Genomic DNA, 20,291 nt, shown 5'->3' with positions numbered 1-20,291 from the left:
TTAACTTAATTTAGTGAGTTGAGCGACGTGCTTTAATAGGCTTCCGTCAATGTTAGGTAAATCATCAGCGAAAAATATCTGAGCACCGGGAGTGCAGCGCATTAATATATTTGTTAGTTCACCTTCATTGTTGGAAGTGTTAACTGCGTTAAGTTTCGCTAATTTATTACAAAGCTCGTCCTCTATTTGCACTTTCTGCTCTTCGGTGAGCCTAATGCGACCTATACATACGCCTGGGTTGATATCATGAGAAAGCGAATCTTGTTGAAATCGCTCTTTGAATAAGGTGTCTAATGCCGTACCTTCTTCCATAATAAATCGACGACCAGAACGGTAAAACAAGCCGTCTCCGAAGTTTTCGACATATCCTAGAATTTCCGCGATACGCAAATAGAATCGTAAGCTTGTATCAGAAAGTCCGTAAGTTTGGGCTATCTCTTGCGGTTTAATATCACGAGAAGTCAGCATATAAATAAAATCAAGTAAATAAGGATGCTCAACGAAAAGGGCGCTCTCTTCATCTGTTAGCATTTGCTCGTTTTGGTGCTGAAGCTCGTTGGCTAAGGTTGCGAGTTCGATGAGATCGGTATTCAGGTAGTTCAGGTAAATAAGTACTTTATCCAAACCTAAAGCTGGATTATGTAGGTGGCGTTTAATACTAGATAAAGGGATGCCACTTTTCTCTGACAAGGAATTGTAGCAAAGCCCTTCTTCTTTAATCTTTTGTCGTAGCGCTGCGAGTAAAAACTTTGGTCCAACATTCATCCTCGAACATCACCTTATTCGTTATTCCGTTTACTGGCTGATATTTTGCCTTTCAAGCAGCAGGTTCCGAATCGCTGTGCCCGCTTCTAGAATGTGTTTTTTCAGCAGGTACTTGGCGCCTTCGATATCGCGATTTTGGCACATTTCAAACAAGTTTAAGTGCTCTTCTTCTGCCTTTTTAATGCCTGTAGTAAACAATAGCTGCATGCGTATGTATCGGTCACACTTTGTGTTCAGGTTGTAAATGACGTCCATAGTTTCAGGCATGTTGGCTGGCGCATATAGGGCTTTGTGGAACTCGTAGTTGTAGTTGCTCCATTCTTCTACTTCGTCGCCACTGTTCACTACTGACTCGAAACGTTCGCGAACTTCGCGCGCGCGTTCAAGGTCAGCGTCTGTCATATTTTGAATCGCGCGCTCTAAAATGTGGCATTCCACGACAGCGCGCAGTTCAAATAGCTCATTGATTTTCTCTGGAGATAGCTCAGTGACCGTCGCACCTTTGTGAGGTTCAAAGCTAACGAGTCCTTGTGCTTCCAATTGAACTAACGCTTCACGCACAGGAATTCGGCTAACATTAAACTCTTTTGCTAACGCATCTTGACGTAAAGGTTGACCAGTTTTTAACTCGCCCTTCAAGATCTGAGTTCGAATTGCTTCCTCAACGAGCTGAGTGCGCGTTTTAAAAACAGGTTTCTGTGACATTGAAGTCTCCCGTGAAATTAATACTGTATCCAATCCATTTTACTTTAGTAGTTTATTGTTTTTCTGGCACAAACCAACTAGGAAAGAAGGTTTTGAGAAGTAGAGTGAAATAAAAGGCATCAGTTGATGCCTTTTTGAGCCATTTGGTGAGCTTATTGGGAAACTTTGCCATCTATGGCGCGTTGAATACCAAGTGGGTTCGACGCTTTTAATGAATCCGGCAATAAAGATTCTGGCAAAGCTTGATAAGCGACCGGACGCAACCAACGATGAATAGCCTCCGCACCGACAGATGTTGAGGCAGAATTGGTTGAAGCAGGATATGGTCCACCATGAACCATAGCGTAACCAACCTCGACGCCAGTTGGCCAACCGTTGAATACAATGCGTCCCGCGATTTCTTCCAAACTTGGAAGCAGTTGCTTCGCTTGTTCTTCGTCTTCAGCGGTAGTGTGAAGGGTTGCGGTGAGCGAGCCAGTCAGTGAATCACTCAGTTTCAACATGTCATCGAAATCTTCACAGATTACGATTAACGATTGAGGACCAAATATTTCTTCCTCCCATTGTGGGTTTTTACGCCAGTTTTTACTGTCCGTCACGAACAGTGCTGGTGAGACATTGGTCGCTTCTGCTTGTTCAGAACGAGTGACGTTAATGCCTGTTTCGGAAGTTCGCTTATCCACTTCGGATTCATATGTTTCTCGGATTCCTTGCGTTAGCAAAGTGGCCGTTGATTGTTGTCGAATTAACCCTTGAGCGGTTTCGATAAAGGCTTGCGTTTCTGGGCAATTCAAGACAAATACAACGCCTGGTTTTGTACAAAATTGTCCACAGCCCAAAGTCATAGAAGCCACAAATTCTTCAGCCAATGATGCGTTTGCCCGTATGGCTGAAGGGAGAATAAATGTTGGATTAATCGCCCCTAGTTCGCCATAGAAGGGGATTGGCTCTGGTCTTTGCTGGGCTAGATTGAACAGCGCACGGCCACCACCGACTGAACCTGTAAACCCAACCCCTTTAATTTTTGGATGGGTAACGAGTGCTTGGCCAAGTGCACGTTTGTTACCTTGCAATAGCGTGAAGATGGCTTGCGGTAAGCACTCTTTCTCAAGTGCAGCCTCAATACACTCAGCAACAAGTTGACTGGTGCCAGGGTGGGCGGTATGGCCTTTTACAATCACAGGGCAGCCAGCAGCCAGTGCCGAAGCCGTATCACCTCCTGCAGTAGAAAATGCGAGCGGAAAATTAGACGCACCAAACACGGCGACAGGGCCAATTGCTATTTGCTGACGACGAATATCTGGTTTTGGCAGTGGTTGGCGGTCTGGGTTTGGCGTATCGAAGATTGCTTGATAGTGATTACCCGAGCTCACAACCTCGGCAAATAGTCGTAATTGGTTGGCGGTACGTCCTATTTCACCGCTTAAACGTGCTTCGGGAAGGGCAGTTTCTAAATGAGCACGAGCAACGATTTCTTCACTCTTCACTTCCAATTCAGAGGCGATAGAGCAAAGTAAGCTCGATCGCTTTGCATTACTTAGTTGGCGAAACTCACGCGCAACGTTTTGGGCGGCTGAGGCGGCTTGATTAACTTCTTGCTCTCCATGTACCGGAAACGCAATAGGTAGAGGCTCACCAGTAAAGGCGTTGACTGCGTAAAAAGTGGTTGGTTCTTGTGGGGTCATCATTCTTCCTTACTATCCTTATTACTTCACTTCAAATCCGTACGCATATGGGTCTTCATCGTCTACCCATATTGTGTTGTGACCGTATACTTGTGCCCATCCTTCAATACTTGGCAAAATAGCGGCTTTGCCATTCACTTCGGTAATGCCTTCTATACGTCCTTGAAATAGGCTGCCGATGATACTTTCGTGAATAAAGTCTTCTCCTTGATTGAGTTTGCCTCTTGCATGCCATTGCGCCATGCGTGCACTAGTACCCGTACCACATGGCGAGCGATCCAACGCTTTGTCGCCGTAAAACACAGCATTTCGAGCGGTGGCGTTTTCTTGAGTGGGCTCTCCGGTCCATAGCACGTGAGAAACACCGCATACTGTTGGATCTTCTGGATGTACGCACTCAACCGCTCGAGATACCGCTTCGCGAACTTTTGGTGAAAGCATCAAAATTTCATCTGGAGAGTAGTGTTCAAGTCCGGCATAGTTTTCTTGAGGATCGACGATTACGTAATAGTTTCCGCCATAAGCAACATCGACAGTGAGCTCACCTAAGCCCTCTATGTCCACGGTTACGTCTTGGTGGGCAAGGTAAGCTGGTACGTTAAATATCCTCACTGACGTGACCTTGTCACCTTTTGTTTGGTAGTGCACTTCGATTTGTCCTGCTGGGACATCAAGTATCAAACGGCCTTCTTTTTTGGGAGTGATAAGGCGATTCTCGATAGCGGTAGTGACGGTTCCAATGGTGCCGTGGCCACACATTGGTAAGCAGCCACTGGTTTCAATAAACAGAATTGAAGCGTCTGCGTTATCGCTGCAAGGAGGCAAGACAACTGACCCCGACATCATTGAGTGTCCGCGAGGCTCAAACATGAGTGCCTGACGAATCCAATCATAATGCTCAAGAAAGTATTGGCGCTTTTCGCTCATGGTATTGCCTTCGAGTGGAGGCACACCGCCTGCGACCAGCCTAACTGGGTTGCCGCAGGTGTGGGCATCAATACAGAAAAAAGTTCCTTGTCTCATTTTTCGCTCCTTGCTGAAAAAATGGTTGAATTAAACAATAGTGATGTTAACGTAATGTAAAATATATTGTATACAATCTACGTTTTCAAGTGTGACTCGGAGCATATTTATGTTGGTCAAGGATGAAACAAAAAAGGAAAGGATCGCCGTGATAGGTGCGGGGATTATTGGCTTATCAATTGGATTGAAGTTGCAGCAGCAAGGTTATCAAGTCACAATTTTTGATCCCAATGGCGTGGGGAATGGATGCTCTAAGGGAAATGCAGGTCATATCGCGACTGAGCAAATCTTCCCTCTTGCAACGCCAGCGCTGCTTCCACAATTACCTAAAATGCTGCTAGATCCCAAAAGTCCGGTTTCGATCCGTTGGCAAGATATTCCAAGCACTATCGGGTGGATGATTCGTTTTCTATTACAAACAAAGCCATCAGCCGCGGAGCAGGCAAAAAACGCGATTAAAACTCTTAACGAGCGGTCAGTGGCAAGTTGGCGTGGCGTGCTTGATTCAATCGGAAAAGCGCATCTAATAAAAATGAATGGTTCATTGCTCACTTTTGAAAACGAGAAACTGTTTAAAGACTACCAAAGTACGCTTAACTCACTGGCCAAAAACGGTGTGGCGTATCAAGTTTGGACGCAAGAGGCGATTCGAAAGCGGATACCTGATCTCAGCCATAAGGTTCGTGTCGGCGTCTTTTTTCCCGATACAGGACATACGCTAGACCCTTATCAGATCTGTGTTGAGCTAAGTGAAGCTTTTGAAGCTCTTGGCGGTAAGATTTTACAAAAAGGTGTATCTGCGTTGGAGAAAAATGGTGATGTGTTGGTTGAGTCTCAAACACATTCATTTGACCGAATCATTGTTGCCGCTGGTGTACATTCTAAGCCTTTGATATGGCAGCTAACCGGAGTCAAAGTGCCTATTCAAGCCGAGCGTGGTTATCACCTAATGGTGGATGACAAGCGTGATGTACTGCCATTTCCTATTAGCTCTGCCGATAGAAAATTCATCATGACTCCGATGTCTGGCGGGCTACGCTTGGCAGGCACTGTTGAGTATGCCGATGTAGAATCACCACCCAATATGAAACGTTCAGAAATGCTTTTTCAGTTAGGTGATGAGATGTTTGAATCGGAGTTAAATCCACTCAAGCAAGGAGAAAAGTGGATGGGTAATCGGCCTTCAACAGTCGACTCGTTACCGGTTATTGATAGCATTTGGGATGGAAATGTATTACTGGCATTTGGCCACCAACACCTTGGATTAACTCAAGCGGCGATTACGGCAGATCTCCTTTTAGAGCTTATCGAAGGAAAGCCGACATCGATTGATCTATCACCTTTTTCATTACAACGATTCGCCTGAAAAATTTAATATTAAATATTGTATAAAATATATTAAATGCTAATGTTAACTTAATTTTAACAAAAATGGTGTCCAACAGCCGTACTCGGATGCCTCCAGAAAAACAACCAAAAGGAGTAAAACATGTCACGAATGACCAAAGCACCATTGGCGCTGTTGATTTCAGGAATGCTGTTGGGGGCCTCTGCTTATGCTGAAGACAAATTGACGGTCGTATCTTGGGGTGGTGCATTCACCAAGAGCCAAGTGGAGGCATATCATAAGCCTTTCATTAAAAAAACAGGTGTTGAGATCGTATCCGAGGATTTCAGCGGCGGATTAGCTGAAATTAAAGCACAGGTGGAAGCGAACAACGTGCGCTGGGATTTGGTTTCTCTCGACAAGCCAGACATTGTTCGTGGTTGCGCCGAAGGGTTACTAGAACCAGTGAACCCAAGTATTTTGCCTCCGGGCGCAGATGGAACACCAGCACAAGAGGATTTTATTGATGGTGCGATTCACGAGTGCGCAATCAATACCATCGTAGTGTCCACTGTATTAGCGGTGAACGAAGACGCGTTTAAAGGTAAGGCTTTGCCAAGCAAGTTGACCGATCTTTTTGACCTAAAAACTTTTCCAGGTCGACGTGCATTGCAAAAACAACCTCAGGGCAATCTTGAGTGGGCACTATTGGCTGATGGTGTAAAGCCAGAAGAGGTCTACAGCCTGCTCGAAACCGAAGCGGGGCGTGAGCGTGCTTTTGCTAAGTTGGATACGATCAAATCAGAAGTACTGTGGTGGACAACAGGTGCCCAGCCACCTCAAATGCTTGCAGACAAAGAAGTGGTGATCGCCTCGGCGTTTAACGGCCGAATCCACAATGCCCGTAAGGATGAAGGTCAACCATTTCGGATTATATGGGACCGTCAAATGGGTTACATGAATGGATGGGCGATACCTAAAGGGAGTGAGAACACAAAGCTTGCATTGGACTTCATTGCTTTTTCTTCAGGAACAAAACCATTAGCTGATCAAGCTAAGTACGTTGCCTATGGGCCTACGCGTAAGTCGTCTTCGGCGGAGGTGAACCCAGACATTTTAGCGAACCTTCCTACCGCACCTCAAAACTTCCAAACCGCCTTCCTGATTAACGATGAATGGTGGTCAGACTACGCGGATGAACTCAATGAAGAGTTCAATACCTGGCTGCTTAACTAGGCGTTAATTTGTGTATGGGGTCGAGTTTTCATCCATAAGCGAGGTTCCGTACTTTCCTCAACTGTATTTATGTTTTCGGAGAAATGATGAAAGTCATCGAAGCACAGCAAGTTGCGCAATGTTTAACAATGAAGTCTCTTATTGAAACGATGCGTGAAATGTACTCGCGGCCAGCAACAATACCTCAACGCCGAGTCATGCCCTTAGAAGAGGGAGAATACGAGGCGTTTGCGCTACTTCCAGCTTGGAACCAGGAGTTAATTGCGGTGAAAGCCTTTACGTATTTCCCGCATAACCCTGAGCAAGGCAAAGATACGCTTGCATCTAAGCTGCTTGTTTTTAGACGAAACGATGGTGAGCCGCTCGCACTCGTGGACGGTAAAGTTTTAACGTTTTGGCGCACCGCCGCAGCTTCTGCGTTGGCAGCGGACTATTTGGCGCGTCCCGATGCTGATCGTCTGTTGATCTGCGGAACGGGCAATCTTGCGCCTTATTTTGCGTGGGCATACGCTGCGGTTCGCCCACTTAAGCAGGTTTATATTTGGGGGCGTAACTCAGATAAAGCCGAGGCGACGGTAGATGCCATTGTGTCATCTTCAGAGTATCAGTCGCTTCCTGATGAGCGTCGGTTTCGCGTTTCAGTCGTAGAAAAAGTGGACCACGTTATCAAACACGTTGACATCATCAGCTGTATTACTGCATCAGCAGAGCCTTTGTTTAATGGCGCAGACGTGCAGCCGGGCACCCATATTGATTTGGTCGGTAATCATGACTTGGACAAGCGTGAATGTGACTCCGAAGCAGTGCAACGAGCACAGGTGTATGTTGATAGCCGTATTAATGTATTAGCCGAAGCGGGCGATCTTCTCATTCCAATTCAAGAGGGCGTATTCACGTCAGACGATATCAAAGGGGAATTACCGCAGCTTTGCGCCCAACAAATCTCAGGACGTCAAAACGATGAGGTCATTACTTTATACAAATCAGTTGGCAGTGCTTTGGCTGATTTGGCCGCTGTAAAGGCGGTGTTGTTAGAAAATGGCATAGATAGCCATGTCTGAGCATTTTCGCTCGTTCATTTAAATTGCATACAATATACATATAAGGAAAGTAGTTCATGAAAATTGATTGGAAAGGTGTTTATCCGGCGGTCAGTACGCAATTTCGTCAAGATCAGTCAATTGACTTAGACGCAACGCAAACCGTTATAGACAACCAGATTAAAGATGGTGTGAATGGCATTATCTGCTTGGGTACTGTCGGTGAGAACTGCGCGTTGTACCCGGAGGAGAAACGCCAGGTTTTGCAAGCGGCAAAAGAAGTCGTAAATGGCCGTGTGCCTTTGATTGCTGGTACAGCAGAGTCTATTACCACAGCAGCTGTTGATTACATGCAGGATGCGTACAAAATTGGTATCGATGGTTGTATGGTGATGCCTGCCATGGTTTACCGCACGTCTGAGAGCGAAACGTTCGAATATTACCGCACGCTAGCAGAAGCAACGCCAGAAATGCCAATCATGATTTACAACAACCCGGTTGCTTATGGTGTCGATGTAAACCTCGATATCATGGCGAAACTGGCTGAGTTTGAAAGTATTGTAGCTATCAAAGAGTCGACCACTGATACTCGTCGTATCACCGAGCTTTACAATAAATTTGATGACCGCTTTACCGTGTTCAGTGGTGTTGATGACATCGCTCTTGAATCATTGATGCTAGGTGCGACCGGCTGGATTTCTGGTTTAACCAACGCATTCCCAGAAGAGTCCGTTGCGATTTATAAACTGGCAAGCCAAGGTCGTTATGCTGAAGCGTTAGAGATCTACCGTTGGTTCTTACCCCTACTGCGTTTAGACACCATTCCTACGCTGGTTCAGTGCATAAAATTGGCCGAGCAAGTCTGCGGACGTGGCTCTGAACAAGTTCGTGCGCCACGCCAACTCTTACAAGGTGAAGAGCGTCAACAAGTCATTCAAATGGTTGAACATGCGTTAGAAACCCGCTTAGACCTATCCAAATACAATCTGTAATTGTGCTGTTTAGTAGAGCGTTAACTGACGCTCTACTCATTCGTAATATTCAAAAAATGAGAAGAGGGAAGTCATGAGCACGGAAAACAAGGACTATGTCAGCTTTCAACACGTTAAGAAAACCTACGATGGCACGAATTTGGTGGTGAAAGACTTCAACTTAGATATTACTCCTGGAGAGTTCGTTACTATGTTGGGGCCGTCAGGATCGGGCAAGACCACTTGCTTGATGATGCTAGCAGGCTTTGAAACTGCGACCGGTGGAGACATTTATATCGATGGCGTTCCTGTCAATCATCTCGCGCCGCACAAGCGCGATATTGGTATGGTGTTTCAAAACTATGCGTTGTTTCCACATATGACCATTGCTGAGAATCTTGCGTTTCCTTTAAAGGTGCGAAAACTCGACAGTGACACGATTCAAAGCAAAGTTCAGAGTGTATTAGAAATGGTCGAGCTTGAGCATGTTGCGACTCGATACCCGAAGCAGTTATCAGGTGGTCAACAACAGCGTGTTGCGTTAGCGCGAGCATTAGTGTTTGAGCCTAAACTCGTGTTGATGGATGAACCACTAGGCGCGTTAGATAAGCAGCTGCGTGAGCAAATGCAGATGGAAATTAAACATTTGCATGAAAAGCTTGGCATTACCATTTTGTATGTGACGCACGATCAAGACGAAGCTCTCACTATGTCCGACCGTATTGCGGTTTTTAATCACGGCGAAGTGCAACAACTCGCGACACCAACCGAGCTTTATGAATCTCCGAGTAATACGTTTGTTGCGCAGTTTATCGGAGAAAACAACCAACTCTCAGGTTTAGTCAAAGAGTGGAACGGAAAGTATTGCCAAGTGCTCGTTGGGAAAGAGTTATTTACTGCGAAACCTGTCAGAGTCTCTGAGCAAGGGCAGAGAACAACACTTTCCATTCGACCAGAAAAGATTGTTATTCAACCAGAGAAAGCGTCTTGTGAGAACCAAGTCTCGGGCGTCCTACGAGAATTGATTTATCACGGTGATCATTATCGTCTGGTCGTCGAAGTAGAGAGCGTTGGTCACTTCATCGTTAAAGTACCTAACGATAATCGTAAACACTTGCAGTTAACGCCTGGCTCAATTTGTCGTATTGGTTGGCAAAGTGACGATTGCCATGCTCTTGATGGGACACAAACTCAAAGTAGCGAGGTAGCAGCATGAGTCGAGAGCTAACCGCATTAGATTCTGTATTGGAAATCGAACGCCAAGTTCATGAGCAAGAAACCAATTTGAAAGCGCAGTTGCAAAAGGCCGAGCGCCGAAAAAAGCTTCGCTCCATTATGCTCACAACGCCATTGGTGTGTTTTATTCTGCTTACGTTTGCTTTTCCTATCCTCGACATGCTTTATCGAAGCGTGGATAACCGAGAAATATCCCTGTCACTACCACAAACTATTCAAGCCTTAGAAAGTTGGGATTATCAAGGTCAGCCTCATCAAGAAGTCATTGAGGCATTCTCTGTTGAAGTACTTGCGCTTTATCAAAGCAAAGAGCTGCCGAAAATAGCCAACCGGATGAATATTGAAGAGTCTGGTATGCGCAGTTTACTCATGAAAACCGGCAGAAAGTTGTCTCGTTTGACGTCGCTGCCGAGCTCGGTGACACAGTTGGCTAAGCTGGATAAGCGATGGACTAATCCTAAATATTGGGCGGCGTTTAAGAATCTTAGTGGCGCATTAACATTCAGTCACTATCTTGCAGCGCTAGACTTGCAAGTGAATGAGTTTGGAGACATTGAGCCCCAACCAGAAAAACGCCAAATATACGTCGACCTTTTCTTTAAAACTTTTTGGATGTCTATTTCAATCACCTTAATTTGTTTGGTGATGGCGTACCCCGTTGCTTACCTGCTTGCCAATTTACCTGATAAGCGCGCGAACTTACTTTTAATCATTGTGCTGCTGCCATTTTGGACATCATTGTTAGTCAGAACCACGTCTTGGATTGTTCTGCTGCAAAACCAAGGGGTCATTAATGATCTCCTTATTTGGTCGGGTTTTACTTCTGAGCGAATTCAGATGATTCACAATACCTTCGGAACGGTGGTGTCTATGGTGCACATTCTGTTGCCTTTTATGATCCTGCCTCTGTATAGCGTAATGAAAGGAATTAGCCCAACTTATTTCCGTGCCGCTCGTTCTCTAGGCGCGACGCCTTTCATTGCGTTCATCAAAGTTTATATGCCGCTTACGTTACCGGGGATAGGTGCGGGGGCCTTGCTTACTTTCATTCTTTCTATTGGCTTCTACATTACGCCCGCTTTGGTTGGTGGAAGAAGCGGACAGATGATCTCCAATATGATTGCCTATCATATGCAGACATCACTGAACTGGGGGATGGCTGGCGCATTGGGTGGACTGCTTTTGTTCGTTGTACTGGTTCTGTTTTATATATTCAACCGTGTGGTTGGTATTAATAACCTTAAGGTAGGAGGATAACCATGGCATTACCAAACTATGCATCAAAAGTAGAGCGAGTTGCTTACGCAGGTTACTTAGCTTTTTGTGGGTTGGTGCTGTTCTTTTTAATCGCTCCAATTCTGACCATCATCCCGTTATCGTTTAATGCAACGCCTTACTTTACTTTTACCGAGGGGATGTTAAACCTTGACTCGGCAGCGTATTCTACTCGCTGGTATCAAGAAATGTTTACTAGTGATCAGTGGCTGTTGGCGCTGAAAAACAGCACGTTCATTGCTTTTATGGCGACACTCGTTGCAACAGGGCTGGGAACTCTGGCGGCGTTGGGTTTAGCAAGTAGTAACTTGCCTTTTCGCAATACGATTATGGCGCTGTTGATCTCGCCCATGATCGTACCAGTCATTATCTCTGCTGCTGCGATGTACTTTTTCTACACACGCCTTGGCTTATCACAAACTTATTTAGGCGTCATTTTGGCACACGCTGCGTTAGGTACGCCTTTTGTCGTCATTACCGTTACTGCGACGTTAAGCGGCTTTGACCATAGCTTGGTAAAAGCGGCGGCTAGCTTAGGAGCAAACCCTGTTTATACTTTCAGACACATTACCTTTCCTCTGATTCGTCCGGGGATGATTTCTGGCGGCTTGTTTGCTTTTGGCACTTCGTTCGACGAGGTTGTGGTGGCGTTATTCCTGACTGGGGCAGAACAAAAAACCGTTCCTAGGCAGATGTGGTCAGGAATTCGAGAGCAAATCAGTCCGACTATATTGGCGGTCGCTACGTTGCTGATTTTTATGTCGGTGTGTTTGCTCGTGACTTTAGAAGTTCTACGTAGGCGTAATGTACGCATTCGAGGCATTCAAGAATAACCAAACTTTTTCTTTGTTGCTCGCTACGCACTTTTGTTTAGGTGCTCCTCAATTTTTGACCAAATGCGCCTCATTGTAGGCGCTTGTCTTTTGTGTTTATCATCAGCGATGACTGACATGTCACTCCTGTAGATTAATGCCAGCCTGCTCGAAACGTGCCAAAGGCGACTTGTTTGATCGCTGATACCAACTAGCTGGCATGTTTGGTTTAAGTCGGGCTTTCTCTTCCTTGCTAATCACAACATAGTGCAAAAACGCATTAAGTGTGGTTACCATCACGTTAAACGTCATTTCCCCATCTTTGCTGATGGATTTCAATAACCCAACGACGGTTTCCTCAGAGACTAACGGTTCAACCACCGCCTTTTTTCGCTCTTTTATTGATGTTGAAGCGGGCAGTCTTGCACGTGCCGTCTCCCAACAAACTTTGTTGGTTTTACTGACAAGGTTGTGCTTGTAGCAGTAGTAACTGAATAAAAAGCGTGGCAGGTTTTGCCAGCGTTCGGCTTGGACTTCTAACCAAAGATGTTGTAGCTCAATATCAGCGTCGGTCATAGGAGTTGTTTAGCAAAAAGAAAAGAAACCATTTTATCGCTTTTGTGAGGAGCAATAAAAGATATTTGAATGGAAAGATAAACAACTAGTTGATCAATATTACTAAAGCAAATCGATTTCTGGCAAGCTCGTGCAACGGCAACTCGAGTACCAAAAACTGACACCGTCACGTTCAGTTGTTAACAAAATGTTTCATCTTGTCTTGCGAGTAGATTATATGGAGATGCTCTTGCAGTAATAAGGGCAGTGGCGATGCAAAAGACGTAATGCATTTAAGGAAAACTCAATATAGAAGAAATTAGATGGAACTGAAGACTTTGAGTGTCGCGATTGCGACAACATTAACCAGCACTGGCGTATTTGCGTTAAGCGAGCCAGTTTCTCAAGTTACAGAGCAACATGCACATTCGGCTCATACACACGGTGTTGAATCCAATCGAGTTGAATACCAACCAACCGCAACTCTCCCTATTCAGCCCTCCAAGGCAACTCGAGTACAGTCACTTGAAAGCCTTGATGAGTCGAGCACTGCTTGTGATTTGGAAGCATTGGTTACCGAAAGCAGTAACCAATTGATCAGCGAAATTTTAAGTCAGGGCGCGACGTGCGTGAACCAGTTATTCTCTGCTGAAAGTCGGATTCAGGAGTCGGTATTTAGCTCCGATCATATGTACAACATTGCGAAGCGCACTACGACATTGGCGAAGGGGTATACAGGTGGCGGGAGCGATGAACTCGAAACGTTTTTCTTATACTTGCGCGCGGGTTATTACGCCGAGTTTTACAATGACAACATCTCATTTATTGAATGGGTTACCCCAGCGGTGAAAGAATCCGTGGATGCGTTTGTTAATAACGCAAACTTCTATGAGAACAGCGACCGTCACGGCAAAGTGCTTAGTGAAGTCATCATCACTATGGATAGTGCGGGCTTGCAGCACGCGTACTTACCGCAAGTGACCCAGTGGCTTACACGTTGGAATGATCAATACGCCCAGCACTGGTATATGCGCAATGCAGTTAACGGTGTTTTCACTATTTTGTTTGGTGGGCAGTGGAACGAGCAATTTGTGCAAATAATTGGCAACCAAACGGACCTTGCCAAAGCTTTAGGCGATTTTGCTCTGAGGGCATCATCAATCGGTGCTGAAGATGAGTTCATGGCCGCGAATGCGGGGCGAGAGCTCGGGCGTTTGACCAAGTATACGGGTAACGCGAGTTCTGTTGTGAAGAGTCAGCTGAGTCGAATCTTTGAACAGTATGAAATGTATGGTCGGGGTGACGCGGTTTGGCTTGCGGCGGCGGACACTGCCTCATATTACGCAGATTGTAGTGAGTTCGGAATTTGTAATTTCGAAACTGAGCTAAAAGGCTTAGTGCTATCGCAAACTTATACTTGTAGTCCAACAATTCGAATATTGTCCCAGAATATGACGCAAGAGCAACACGCGGCCGCATGTTCTAAAATGGGTTACGAAGAGGGTTACTTTCATCAGTCATTAGAAACTGGTGAACAGCCAGTAAAAGATGACCACAATACTCAGCTCCAAGTCAATATCTTCGATTCAAGCACCGATTATGGTAAGTACGCAGGGCCAATTTTCGATATTAGTACTGACAATGGCGGTATGTACTTGGAAGGCGATCCTTCCCAGCCGGGGAATATTCCCAACTTTATTGCTTATGAAGCCTCTTATGCGAACGCGGATCACTTTGTCTGGAACTTAGAGCACGAATACGTGCATTACTTAGATGGTCGATTTGATCTCTATGGAGGGTTTAGTCATCCAACTGAAAAAATAGTGTGGTGGAGTGAAGGCATTGCAGAGTATGTCGCTCAAGAAAATGACAACCAAGCAGCACTTGAGACGATTTTAGACGGCTCGACATATACCTTAAGTGAGATTTTCGAGACTACTTATGATGGGTTTGATGTCGATCGAATTTATCGTTGGGGGTACTTAGCTGTACGTTTTATGTTTGAAAATCATAAAGATGACGTAAACCAAATGCTGGTGGAAACACGCCAAGGGAATTGGAGCAATTACAAAGCAACGATCACCCAATGGGCGAATTTATATCAAAGTGAGTTTGAGCAGTGGCAGCAAGCCCTTGTCTCAAATGGTGCACCTAATGCAGTCATAACCGCAAACAACAAGGGGAAAGTCGGTGAAAGCATTACATTTAGCAGTGAAAACAGTACAGACCCAAACGGGAAGATCGTCAGCGTCTTATGGGACTTCGGTGATGGCTCGACAAGTACACAAACCAAGCCGACGCACCAATATGGGAGTGAAGGGGAGTATTCGGTCAGTCTAAGTGTGACAGACAGTGAAGGCTTGACGGCAACCGCCACTCATAGTGTTGTTATCTCAACGTTGGGCGGTAATGACACATTGCCACAAGACTGCGCGGTGCAAAGTAAAGTAAGCGGTGGGCGCCTAACAGCAGGAGAGCCTGTTTGCTTGGCAAATCAACAAACCATTTGGCTGAGCGTGCCAGCGGTGAATGAGAGCTCAAATCTGGCGATAACGACGGGGAACGGTATGGGCAACCTAAAGCTTGAATACAGTAACTCTGGTTGGCCGGATGGTGCTAATCTTCACGGGTGGTCAGATAATATTGGTAATGGAGAGTGTATTACGTTGTCAAATCAGAGTAACTACTGGGGCTACGTTAAAGTCTCTGGTGACTTTGAGAATGCCGCCATCGTCGTTGATTTTGATGCTCAGAAGTGTCGTCAGTAGGGCATTTTAACTGCATCATTTTAATTTAATTGATCGCCTCGCTAACATTGCGGGGCGTTTTTGTTTTTCACGCCGTTATCTCTATAAAAAAACCAGCCCGAAGGCTGGCAAACAAGGAGTTTGAGATGAAAATGAAAACGTTATAAAGCTTGCTGATATCCTATTTCTCAATAAGTTGGGTTGTGCGTTGAAGCCAGTTTTTATCTTGCGTATCAAGAAAAGGGCTAAGTGCTTGATAGACTCGTGAATGGTAATGATTGAGCCAGTCTAGCTCTGCTTGATCTAGCATTGATAAATCAAGGGCGTTGGTCGCAATTGGAGCAAGAGTGATGGTCTCAAAACCGTAAAACGTGCCGAACTCATTTTGTTCTACTTCTACAACTTTAAGAATGTTCTCTATTCTTACCCCGTACTCACCTTCGCGATAAACGCCTGGCTCATTAGTAATGACCATACCCGGTTTTAGTTCAACCTCGTGGTGGCTTTGCGAGAAATTTTGTGGGCCTTCGTGAACATTCAAGCAAACGCCCACGCCGTGTCCAGTGCCGCACTTGTAATCAATACCATGTTGCCATAAGACGCCACGCGCCATGATATCAAGATTGGCACCCGTAGAGCCTTTCATGAATCGAGTCTGAGTCAGTCGGATGACCGCTTTGAGCACCAAGGTATAATCTTTGCGCTGCTTAATGGTCGGTGACCCGAAGTGGAAAGTACGGGTGATGTCTGTTGTCCCGCCAAGGTATTGGCCACCAGAATCGACGAGAAAGAAGTTGCTTTCATTGACTGCCGCATTGCTTTCTTCATCGGCGGCATAATGCATTTTTGCCCCGTGAGCTGCGAAGCCTGCGATAGTGCGGAAACTGTCACTCACATAATGTCGGGTTTGACGGCGATAGTGATTCAGTTGTGCCTCAGCAGACAATTCTGTAACGAGTCCGCTTGGAACTTGCTCTTCGAGCCAGTTCATAAACCTTACGATTGCCACACCATCATCTGTTAATGCCTGTTCTAGGCTAGTTAGCTCGGTCGCATTTTTTATGGCCTTCATTGCCGTTACAGGGCAAGCCATTGGCTTTAGATTCACATTCCCTTCAATCGAACTCACCAATAAGCTGTCTGTGTGGGTCGGGTTAAAAGCGAGCGATAATCCCTCACATTGCTGATTCAAATACTGACTTACGTAGTTGTAATGGCGAATGTGTACACTCTGATCGGTCAGCGCTCTTTCAACGTCTTGAGGCAGTTTGGCTTTATCAATAAACAGTGTCGCAAGTGATTGCTCTACGACTAGATAGGCTTCAGAAACTGGGCAGTAATTCGTATCACCACCTCGAATATTCATTGTCCACATGACATCATCTAGCGTTGACACTAATAAGCTATCTACTTGGTTCTCGGTTAACCAAGAACGGATTCTCGCTAACTTATTTTCAGTGTCAACGCCAGCAAAAGCGGTGGGGTGCTCGAATACGGGTGCACTTGGGCGAGGTGGTCTTTCAAGCCAAATCGGTGTGAGTAAATCCAGGTCGAGAATGATCTTAATGTTTTTCGCTTCAAAGGTTTGTTTGAGGCCTTGATAAAAAGCGTAACTGATGGCGCGCCCGTCAACCGCGATAATACTGTTTTCTGGTAGCGTGGTAGCCAGCCATTTGGCAACTGTCGGCGTTTCTGGTTGTTTGGCTTTAAACAGTTCAAGTCCTGTGCCGTGTAACTGTTCTTCAGCTTGAATATAGTAACGACCATCAGTCCACAGGCCACCACCTTGTTGGGTAATGACGACATCGCCTGCTGAGCCGGTAAAACCTGAAATCCAGCTTCGCGCTAACCAATGATCCGCTGAGTATTCACTGTTATGTGGGTCATTGTTGGTCACGATATATGCAGACACGTTGTGAAAGGACATTGCCTCACGCAATAACGTAAGGCGTTGGTTTACTGAGTTAGTATTGTTCATTAAATGGTTCCTAAAGTCATATTTGAGCAATAGATATGATGCTGCTCCGAGCCTGTTTTTATTGGGTTCTGTTGCCCGCATACTTCTGTTGCTTCTGGGCATCGAGTACGAAAAACGCAACCGCTCGGTGGGTTAAGTGGAGAAGGAAGATCGCCGGGCAATAGTTGTATTTCACGGTCACGTGCTAATTGCGGATTAGCTATCGGGACAGCAGATAACAGTGCTTTGGTGTAGGGGTGTTGAGCATCATCAAATACTTGATCGTAACGTCCTACTTCCATAGGTTTACCAAGATACATCACCATAACGCGGTCGCTGATATGGCGCACCACGCTTAAGTCATGCGCAATCATCACCAGTGTTAACCCCATTTCTTGTTTAAGATCATCTAGAAGATTGATGACCTGAGCTTGTATGGAGACATCTAGTGCACTAACGGGTTCATCACACACGACCAAATCTGGATTGAGAATTAATGCTCTGGCAATGCCCACACGCTGGCATTGACCTCCGGAAAATTCATGTGGATAGCGGTTTCGCTGGCTCGCCAAGAGACCCACTTTATCCATCATAGCGATGACACGCTTTTCTACCTCTGCCCGTTTAAGCTTTGGCTCGTGGGTGAGCAGTGGTTCGGCGATGCATTCTGAGATGGTTAACCTCGGATTCAAACAAGCGGATGGGTCTTGAAACACCATCTGAAATTCTCTGCGTCGAGAGGAAAGCTCTTTTTTACTAAACCCGAGCATGTCTTGACCTTTCCAAGTCAACTCGCCATGTGTAGGTTCAATTAAGCGAAGTAAGGCGCGAGCAAGTGTTGATTTTCCGCAGCCTGATTCCCCCACAATGCCAAGTGTCTCACCTCGGTAAACATCTAAGTCGATACCATTGACCGCTTTCACGATTTTACGTCGACTTGGAATAAGATGACGTGAAACAGGAAAGTGGACGTTTAAATCACGAGCAGACATGAGGACTTCTTTTTTATTCATAACGCCTCCTTAAGCTTTTATTTGAATGGGAGTGATAACACTGGGTGCTTTAACGTGACAGGCAATGGACTGGCTCGTGTTTAATGGAGAAAACCGTGGGGTTTCGTATTGGCAACGCGTCTCTCGATGCTCGCACCGCTCTTTAAACGGACACCCTTGATGGTTAATCAACGCACTTGGTGGGTTACCTGGGATGGTTGGTAAACGCGGCATATCTTCAGTGATGGAAGGAATCGCCTTTAGCAGGCCTTGAGTGTAGGGGTGCGCAGGTTGAGCGAACAATGTCTCGGTATCTGATTGCTCCATTTTTTGACCACCATACATGACCAATACGCGATCACACATCTCGGCGACGACGCCCATATCGTGAGTGATCAGTAAAATAGCCGTATTGAACTCTTGTTGTAAGTCTCGTAATAGCGTCAAAATTTGAGCTTGAACGGTTACATCTAACGCGGTGGTTGGTTCGTCTGCAATTAACAACTCGGGCTTACACAACAAGGCCATCGCTATCATGATTCGCTGACGCATTCCGCCAGATAATTCGTGAGGGTATTGATTCATCCTAGTTTCGGGAGAGGGAATACGCACCGCATCCAACATGTGAATCGATTCAATTTTTGCTTGTTTTCGGGTCATTCCTTTATGAATCATGAGAACTTCACAAAGCTGTTTGCCAATTTTCATAAATGGGTTGAGTGACGTCATCGGATCTTGAAAGATCATTCCGATTTTCTCTGCACGGATGCGGTTGAGCTGCTTTTTAGACATCGCGAGTAAATCATCACCGTGGAACATTGCGCTTCCAGACACGGCGCCGTTATCCGCGGTTAACCCCATTAATGCGAAAACAGACTGGCTTTTTCCCGAACCTGATTCCCCAACAATCCCAAGAGTTTCGCCCGCTTTAATCGAGTAGGAGAGATTACTGACCGCTTGCACTTGCCCATCTGGCGTATCGAAGCGCACGTTCATGTTTTCAATAGATAGCATGGGTTTGTCCTTATCGGTCTTTCGGGTCAAGAGCATCACGCAAGCCATCGCCGATGAAGTTAAAACAAAAGAGGGTGGCAACTAAAAACAGAGAGGGAAAAAGCAGCATCCACAATGCAACGTCAATCGTTTTTGCGCCTTCGGAAATTAGGATTCCCCAGCTCGTGTCTGGTGGTTGAACACCAAGCCCTAAGAAGCTCAAAAACGATTCGAACATAATGAATCCTGGTACCATTAAGGAGGAATAAACCATCACGATCCCAAGAACATTAGGCAGAACATGGCGTCGGACAATTGTCAATTTAGAAACCCCAATAGAGTGTGCGGCTTCGATGAACTCTCGCTTTTTTAGACCGAAGGTGACGCCACGTACAACACGGGCAATGCCCAGCCAAGATACCATTCCGATCACGATAAAAATCAGGTAGATGTTGTTGCCAAAAAGGGTAACAAACAGGATAACCATAAACATAAATGGCACCGAATCGAGCACCTCAATAATGCGCATCATTACGCTATCGACAACGCCGCCAAGATAGCCGGAAATACTTCCCCAAATCGTACCAATAACAACGGCGACTAAGGCGCCAACAAAACCTACCAAAATAGAGAGCCTGCCGCCTTGCATCGTGCGAGCAAAGACATCTTGCCCGAGATCATCGGTACCAAAGTAATGGCCACTGCTCAGTGAAGGTTTCCCTAGCTCGTATGGATCGATGAGCACTTCCCAGTCAATTTCATCATGGCCAAAAGCGGCAAGAGAGGGGCCGAAGGTGATGCATAAGGTAATGAACGCCAAAACATACACTGATGTCATCGCGGCTCTGTTTTTACGAAATCGAGTCCATGCATCCTGCCAAAGACTGCGACCTTCGACGGCTTCAATATTGTCGACGACTTGATCTTGAAGAGCTTGTGTATCCAGTTTTTTGACCGTTAACATACCGGACT

17 protein-coding genes are annotated in these 20,291 nt (G+C 45.7%); 8 read left to right on the top strand and 9 right to left on the bottom strand.

Features of this window, described 5'->3' with window-relative positions:
- The 4 genes from R7E38_RS02420 to R7E38_RS02405 form a co-directional block, all read right to left on the bottom strand.
- Entirely contained in the window at nucleotides 1-765 is a 765-nt protein-coding gene (locus tag R7E38_RS02420; RefSeq protein WP_005377865.1) for a hypothetical protein, read from the bottom strand.
- Nucleotides 766-795: 30 nt separating this feature from the next.
- On the bottom strand, nucleotides 796-1,470 hold the full coding sequence (locus R7E38_RS02415; RefSeq protein ID WP_053303155.1) for a GntR family transcriptional regulator: 675 nt from the start codon (nucleotides 1,468-1,470) through the stop codon (nucleotides 796-798).
- A 152-nt stretch (nucleotides 1,471-1,622) separates the two neighbouring features.
- A complete protein-coding gene (locus R7E38_RS02410; protein ID WP_053350408.1) occupies nucleotides 1,623-3,155 on the bottom strand; it encodes an aldehyde dehydrogenase (NADP(+)) in 1,533 nt (510 codons plus the stop codon).
- Between the two features lie 21 nt (nucleotides 3,156-3,176).
- Entirely contained in the window at nucleotides 3,177-4,178 is a 1,002-nt protein-coding gene (locus R7E38_RS02405) for a 4-hydroxyproline epimerase (protein ID WP_017820891.1), read from the bottom strand.
- Between the two features lie 109 nt (nucleotides 4,179-4,287).
- On the opposite strand from R7E38_RS02405, the gene R7E38_RS02400 reads away from it, so the two are divergent.
- The 7 genes from R7E38_RS02400 to R7E38_RS02370 all read left to right on the top strand — a co-directional run bounded on the left by R7E38_RS02400 (nucleotide 4,288) and on the right by R7E38_RS02370 (nucleotide 12,096).
- Entirely contained in the window at nucleotides 4,288-5,544 is a 1,257-nt protein-coding gene (locus tag R7E38_RS02400; RefSeq protein ID WP_033905157.1) for an NAD(P)/FAD-dependent oxidoreductase, read from the top strand.
- 123 nt (nucleotides 5,545-5,667) lie between these two features.
- Nucleotides 5,668-6,741 (top strand): polyamine ABC transporter substrate-binding protein, encoded by a 1,074-nt coding sequence (locus R7E38_RS02395; protein WP_017820893.1) that lies wholly within the window; start codon nucleotides 5,668-5,670, stop codon nucleotides 6,739-6,741.
- An 86-nt stretch (nucleotides 6,742-6,827) separates the two neighbouring features.
- The gene (locus tag R7E38_RS02390; RefSeq protein WP_005377853.1) at nucleotides 6,828-7,802 is read left to right on the top strand and encodes an ornithine cyclodeaminase family protein; all 975 of its coding nucleotides are present in this window, start codon (nucleotides 6,828-6,830) and stop codon (nucleotides 7,800-7,802) included.
- 56 nt (nucleotides 7,803-7,858) lie between these two features.
- Nucleotides 7,859-8,773, top strand: a complete 915-nt coding sequence (locus tag R7E38_RS02385) for a dihydrodipicolinate synthase family protein (protein WP_005377851.1) — start codon at nucleotides 7,859-7,861, stop codon at nucleotides 8,771-8,773.
- Between the two features lie 73 nt (nucleotides 8,774-8,846).
- The gene (locus R7E38_RS02380) at nucleotides 8,847-9,968 is read left to right on the top strand and encodes an ABC transporter ATP-binding protein (protein WP_005377849.1); all 1,122 of its coding nucleotides are present in this window, start codon (nucleotides 8,847-8,849) and stop codon (nucleotides 9,966-9,968) included.
- A complete protein-coding gene (locus R7E38_RS02375) occupies nucleotides 9,965-11,245 on the top strand; it encodes an ABC transporter permease (protein ID WP_053350407.1) in 1,281 nt (426 codons plus the stop codon). The genes R7E38_RS02380 and R7E38_RS02375 overlap by 4 nt, the downstream gene beginning before the upstream one ends.
- Nucleotides 11,246-11,247: 2 nt before the next feature.
- The gene (locus R7E38_RS02370; RefSeq protein ID WP_053350406.1) at nucleotides 11,248-12,096 is read left to right on the top strand and encodes an ABC transporter permease; all 849 of its coding nucleotides are present in this window, start codon (nucleotides 11,248-11,250) and stop codon (nucleotides 12,094-12,096) included.
- 120 nt (nucleotides 12,097-12,216) lie between these two features.
- Here R7E38_RS02370 and R7E38_RS02365 read toward each other — a convergent pair whose 3' ends face one another.
- Entirely contained in the window at nucleotides 12,217-12,651 is a 435-nt protein-coding gene (locus R7E38_RS02365) for a hypothetical protein (protein ID WP_042521922.1), read from the bottom strand.
- A 302-nt stretch (nucleotides 12,652-12,953) separates the two neighbouring features.
- Between R7E38_RS02365 and R7E38_RS02360 the strand changes: the two genes are divergently transcribed.
- Entirely contained in the window at nucleotides 12,954-15,398 is a 2,445-nt protein-coding gene (locus R7E38_RS02360) for a collagenase (RefSeq protein ID WP_017820899.1), read from the top strand.
- A gap of 160 nt (nucleotides 15,399-15,558) precedes the next feature.
- Here the strand turns inward: R7E38_RS02360 and R7E38_RS02355 are convergent, their stop codons facing one another.
- The 4 genes from R7E38_RS02355 to R7E38_RS02340 are packed head-to-tail and all read right to left on the bottom strand — an operon-like array spanning nucleotide 15,559 to nucleotide 20,283.
- Nucleotides 15,559-17,355, bottom strand: coding sequence for an aminopeptidase P family protein (locus R7E38_RS02355; protein WP_053350405.1), 1,797 nt, complete (start codon nucleotides 17,353-17,355; stop codon nucleotides 15,559-15,561).
- The gene (locus R7E38_RS02350; protein ID WP_017633963.1) at nucleotides 17,355-18,347 is read right to left on the bottom strand and encodes an ABC transporter ATP-binding protein; all 993 of its coding nucleotides are present in this window, start codon (nucleotides 18,345-18,347) and stop codon (nucleotides 17,355-17,357) included. The genes R7E38_RS02355 and R7E38_RS02350 overlap by 1 nt, the downstream gene beginning before the upstream one ends.
- A gap of 9 nt (nucleotides 18,348-18,356) precedes the next feature.
- Nucleotides 18,357-19,340 (bottom strand): ABC transporter ATP-binding protein, encoded by a 984-nt coding sequence (locus R7E38_RS02345; protein ID WP_017820901.1) that lies wholly within the window; start codon nucleotides 19,338-19,340, stop codon nucleotides 18,357-18,359.
- Between the two features lie 10 nt (nucleotides 19,341-19,350).
- Complete coding sequence (locus tag R7E38_RS02340) at nucleotides 19,351-20,283, bottom strand: ABC transporter permease subunit (RefSeq protein ID WP_213893804.1); 933 nt, start codon at nucleotides 20,281-20,283, stop codon at nucleotides 19,351-19,353.
- Between the last annotated feature and the right edge of the window lie 8 nt (nucleotides 20,284-20,291).

This window comes from Vibrio sp. Vb2131, from assembly GCF_033338535.1.
Lineage (GTDB): Bacteria > Pseudomonadota > Gammaproteobacteria > Enterobacterales > Vibrionaceae > Vibrio > Vibrio alginolyticus.
This window is presented reverse-complemented; position numbering and strand designations above follow the sequence as displayed.

Coding starts and splice junctions, on each gene's coding strand:
- R7E38_RS02355 (WP_053350405.1), bottom strand. CDS start 17,355: ATGAACAATACTAACTCAGTAAACCAACGCCTTACGTTATTGCGTGAG.
- R7E38_RS02400 (WP_033905157.1), top strand. CDS start 4,288: ATGTTGGTCAAGGATGAAACAAAAAAGGAAAGGATCGCCGTGATAGGT.
- R7E38_RS02375 (WP_053350407.1), top strand. CDS start 9,965: ATGAGTCGAGAGCTAACCGCATTAGATTCTGTATTGGAAATCGAACGC.
- R7E38_RS02370 (WP_053350406.1), top strand. CDS start 11,248: ATGGCATTACCAAACTATGCATCAAAAGTAGAGCGAGTTGCTTACGCA.
- R7E38_RS02415 (WP_053303155.1), bottom strand. CDS start 1,470: ATGTCACAGAAACCTGTTTTTAAAACGCGCACTCAGCTCGTTGAGGAA.
- R7E38_RS02380 (WP_005377849.1), top strand. CDS start 8,847: ATGAGCACGGAAAACAAGGACTATGTCAGCTTTCAACACGTTAAGAAA.
- R7E38_RS02390 (WP_005377853.1), top strand. CDS start 6,828: ATGAAAGTCATCGAAGCACAGCAAGTTGCGCAATGTTTAACAATGAAG.
- R7E38_RS02405 (WP_017820891.1), bottom strand. CDS start 4,178: ATGAGACAAGGAACTTTTTTCTGTATTGATGCCCACACCTGCGGCAAC.
- R7E38_RS02410 (WP_053350408.1), bottom strand. CDS start 3,155: ATGACCCCACAAGAACCAACCACTTTTTACGCAGTCAACGCCTTTACT.
- R7E38_RS02395 (WP_017820893.1), top strand. CDS start 5,668: ATGTCACGAATGACCAAAGCACCATTGGCGCTGTTGATTTCAGGAATG.
- R7E38_RS02345 (WP_017820901.1), bottom strand. CDS start 19,340: ATGCTATCTATTGAAAACATGAACGTGCGCTTCGATACGCCAGATGGG.
- R7E38_RS02360 (WP_017820899.1), top strand. CDS start 12,954: ATGGAACTGAAGACTTTGAGTGTCGCGATTGCGACAACATTAACCAGC.
- R7E38_RS02350 (WP_017633963.1), bottom strand. CDS start 18,347: ATGAATAAAAAAGAAGTCCTCATGTCTGCTCGTGATTTAAACGTCCAC.
- R7E38_RS02385 (WP_005377851.1), top strand. CDS start 7,859: ATGAAAATTGATTGGAAAGGTGTTTATCCGGCGGTCAGTACGCAATTT.
- R7E38_RS02420 (WP_005377865.1), bottom strand. CDS start 765: ATGAATGTTGGACCAAAGTTTTTACTCGCAGCGCTACGACAAAAGATT.
- R7E38_RS02340 (WP_213893804.1), bottom strand. CDS start 20,283: ATGTTAACGGTCAAAAAACTGGATACACAAGCTCTTCAAGATCAAGTC.
- R7E38_RS02365 (WP_042521922.1), bottom strand. CDS start 12,651: ATGACCGACGCTGATATTGAGCTACAACATCTTTGGTTAGAAGTCCAA.